This window comes from Dethiosulfatarculus sandiegensis (genome assembly GCF_000931935.2).
GTDB lineage: Bacteria > Desulfobacterota > Desulfarculia > Desulfarculales > Desulfarculaceae > Dethiosulfatarculus > Dethiosulfatarculus sandiegensis.
Genome location: NZ_AZAC01000043.1, coordinates 1 through 4142, shown reverse-complemented (window position 1 = coordinate 4142; position 4142 = coordinate 1). Strand labels below are relative to the sequence as shown.

Annotated in this window: 3 protein-coding genes; all 3 read right to left on the bottom strand. The window is 50.9% G+C overall.

Annotation, left to right across the window (positions count from 1 at the left end; translation table 11 throughout):
* Positions 1–333 (bottom strand): amino acid permease (locus X474_RS19915; RefSeq protein ID WP_044351495.1); only part of this gene is annotated, 333 nt, incomplete at its 3' end.
* A 62-nt stretch (positions 334–395) separates the two neighbouring features.
* A complete protein-coding gene (locus X474_RS19910; RefSeq protein ID WP_044351493.1) occupies positions 396–1277 on the bottom strand; it encodes an SAM-dependent methyltransferase in 882 nt (293 codons plus the stop codon).
* A gap of 48 nt (positions 1278–1325) precedes the next feature.
* A complete protein-coding gene (locus X474_RS19905) occupies positions 1326–3647 on the bottom strand; it encodes a TonB-dependent receptor (RefSeq protein ID WP_052515441.1) in 2322 nt (773 codons plus the stop codon).
* Positions 3648–4142: the final 495 nt, after the last annotated feature.

Genomic DNA, 4142 nt, shown 5'->3' with positions numbered 1-4142 from the left:
GGCGCCTAAGACCACCTCAAGCGGCAAGACCTCGTGAAAACCCACCCAACCCACCAAAAAACCGGCCAAGGGGCCATAGGCCTCGCGCAGGTATACGTAATCTCCGCCGGCTCTGGGAAAGGCGGCCCCAAGCTCGCCATAGGTCAGCGAACCCATAAGGGTCAACACCCCTCCCAAGAGCCAGACAGAGAGAATCAGCCAGGCATCGGCTATCTCCGCTGCTATGAATCCGGTGGTGGTGAAGATACCCACCCCCACCACGTTGCCGATCACGATCATTATCGCGTCCACCGGACGCAGCACCTTACTTAAGCCGTTGCCAGCTTCAGACATAAAAATTCACCGTTTCCAGAAGTACTTACGCAGCCGAACTCATTCTAAAATCTTCCATTTTGCTATTTCAGGAAATCCCCCACATAAATCAAATGTTCAAAGGGTAGTTTTTTGTCTTTGAGTTGATCCAAAATGGTGTCCAGAGTAGCGATCTTAACCTTTTCGCGGTCGCGGTACCCGGCATGCAAAACAATGGCGATGGGGGTGTTGCCCGGATAATTTTTCTTCAAATCAGCCACAACCGCAGGCAGGTCCAGCCGCATGGTGAAAAAAACCATGCTGGACTGGGTTTTGCCAAGCGCTTCCAAAGTGTCTTTGCCTTTGTAACCCATGCGGGCGGGCATGGTGGAGGTCAGGATCACCGAATGGCTGGCATACCCTTTGTTGGGGCTCACCTTCAGAGCTGCGTTGGCGGCATTGAAGCAGGATAAACCAGGCACCACCTCGGGTTTGAGGTCGGCGAATTCCTCTAAAAAGCCGGTGTGCGGCGAGAAAAGCATGGGGTCGCCACCGGCCACAACGGCTACGATCTTCCCTTTGGCCACGGACTCACGGACAATGCGCCGGATTTTTTCTTGCCTGGCCTTTAGCTTTTCGGGAGACCCGAGGCGATTGAGGCGTTTTTTATCCAAGCCCTTAACTTTTATGCTTTTATCCACAAAAAGCATATGCCCGGCGTCATGGAACTGCTTGCCTTTGAACAGCTCTTTGTATTTTTCCTCTACATACTTCATTCCCAAAATAACGTCGGCCTTGGTTATTATCTTGTGGGCGCGTATGGTCATGTTGTCCGGATCACCGCTGCCCAGCCCGACCAGATAAAGCTTGCCTTGCGCGCTTTTCGCTTCCGCCAGATCCGGATAAGCCGTCAAGCTCAAGGCCGCTGTCAGCACCAGGGCCGCAGAGATCATTAACAATGATTTCAAGCGAAAATTAATGGTCATTTTTCATCTCCATGTTGGGTAAAGTTGCGCCTCAATGGTGCCGATTCACTAGAATTTGTACGTAAGGCCAAGACGTATATCCAATCCGGGCTCTTCCACGGTCCCCCAGGGGCTGTATATGGTGGTGTGTTCGCTGTAACGGGCGTCAAAGAGGTTTTTCACCACCAGATTCAACATCAGATTGGGGCACCAATTCGGCTCATACATGGCCTGAATGTTATGCACCACATAGCCAGGTCTTTCCGGTTCTCCTTCCGGTACGTCGGTAAGGCGGAAAACCAGGTCCATGGTGTAGCCCAAAGTCACCTGATCCATGGGCTGCCAGCGGTTGTCCCAGACCAGGCGGTCACCGGACGCACCGGCCACGCGACGGACCACACCCATTGGGTTGCCGTCTTCGTCTTCCAAGGTCACATGGGTGAAATTTAAACTAGTTTCAAAGTTCGGCAGCCCCCAGGCAGCGCGCAATTCAAAGCCTTTGGAGGTTAAATCATCCCCATTCCTGACTTCGCTTATCACACCCCTTCGACCCGCGGCCTCGATCCTGTTTTTAATCAGCGTGTCAAAATAGGTTCCGGAAAGACGCAGATGGTCATCAGCCATCAAGAGGCTCTGTCCCAGATAGCGCAGCCCACCTTGCCATTGTTTGGATTTTTCCGGTTCAGTGACATTAAAGTTTGTGTTGGCGCCGATGTTGGTCATCCATGATCCGGGTATCACGCCACTGGCCCGGGTGGCTTCACCATAGCTGGCAAATGCGGTCAGGCCCTTGATAAGGTCATAGGTGGCGCCAAGGTTTGGTGAGACTTCGTCTCCGGAAAAGTTATGAGAGCCATAGTCAACATCATAATCATCCAGACGCGCGCCAAAGGAAAGCCCGAGGGCGCCCAGGTTCATACGGTTCTGCAGATAAACACCTAAATTACTGGAGTCGTTTTCTTTTTCTGAACCATTATCCAGAGTCCCCGTGCTTGTCTCAGACTGGAAATCCGCGCCGACAGTCAACTTGTGGGCAGTGGGGCCAAGGTCGAAACTGAAGGTGTTGCGCAGATCACCCCCGGTTTTATCGCTCTTGTTCTCGGTATTGCGGGTATCGTTGGTTACCTTGTTGTCATTGAAGAACAAGTTGAGCCTGGCGTTTATCAGATCGTTTCCCGGCTCATAGCGATAATCGGCGGTATATGTCTGGCGTTCAACTTCAATATGGTCGGAATCAAATGATTGATCAGTAGGATATCCCATATCGCTACCGATGTATCCCCAGATGTATTGACCTTCGGTTTTTATATTTTCAGCACTGAACCGCAGGCTGTGGCCATTTAGGTCAAGGATGCTGATTTTGCCCAGGTAATCATGATTTTCCCCATTGGAGTTGGGCACTTCAGGCCCCCCATCGCCCACTTCGAAATTTTCACGATCACCACCGGAGATATGAGCCAGGATTCCAAAATGCTCACCCGCCACCCCATAAGCAGAGGCGCTACCCTTCCAGGACTCGTCCACAGAGCCGTAGCCGCCCTTGATGGTGGCGCCCATTTGACGCCCTTCAAGCAAAAGGTCACGGGCATCGGCAGTTTCAAAGACAATGCTTCCACCAAGGGCTCCCGGCCCGGCGTCGGCCCTGGGGCCGGTTTTCACCTCAACCCTTTTAAGCAGGTCAGGATCAACCATGCCTATATCACCCATATGCTGGTGAAGGCTGCGTCCCTGACTTGCTCCATCAATGCTGATATTGAGGTTATTGGATTCCACTCCACGTAAATATAGGCGCTGCGAAAAGGGGCCGCCGCCGCCGACAGCCACCGATGACTCAGTGGAAAAAATATCAGCGATATTGCCGGCCAATGTGCGCCGCAACGTCTCTGAGGAAATCCCATAGTTTTCCGGATCGGCCATCTCCTGGGCACGTACATTTGTTTCCGGCAAAGTGACAAGGGGTGGTTCATTTTCAGTCCCACTGCCTTTCGCAAGCTCTACTTTCCCCGGTCCCTGGACCACGGCATGCAGCCCGGTTCCCTCCAGCAGTTTGGCCAGGGCTTTAGAGGCCGTATAAGAACCATAAACTCCAACCGTACTTTTCCCTCTGACCAGTTGGCTGTCATAGCTTAATTTTAATCCGGTCTGGTTGGCATAAACCCGCAGGGCCTGCTCCAAGGCTCCTGCCGGCACCTCGTAAGTGTTTAAAGGCTCGGGGTGTTTTTTTGCTTCAGCGGCCACGGCCCAATCCGCCGAACCCGTTACCAGCAATGCAAGCAAAGCCACTGAAAAAATTCGAAAGACCTGTTTTTTTAAAACAACCGCCGGGAAATTATATTTCCTTTTTGTCACCCTGTTTTTCTGCGCCCCATGATCAGCAGTCCTCTTGATCATTATCAAACTCCACTGGCATTTCAGATGGTTACATAACGATAAAAAAGGGATGCATAGCGGACTCATCCCCAATTTCTTTGTCGACTAAGCAGAAAATAGTCCACCTCTTAACTAAGTTTAAAATGACTAAATTAATAAGTGCTAATACACTTAAGAAGTAGCTTTGTCAATTATTTTGTATGACTAAATATGAAGAGGTATCGATTAAAATATGAAGTTTTAGGGAGCAAAAAGATTAATGGGGAGGTGGCTTTACAAATGTTCTCTCAAGAAGCTTAAACGGCTTGATCCAACAATTTTTCCGAACACGCATTTTTAAAAACATGCAAACGAATTGAAGCGCTGATGGTGTGGCCATCAGCGCTTCAATAAAAAGTTCACCTCTCCTGTCCCTGCTGACTTGGGCCGGGGCTCCACAGGGCGTGTCCGGCCTTTTGCCACCAGAGATAAAATGGAACCCCGGAAGCGGTGATACCCAAGCCGATCAAAGAATCT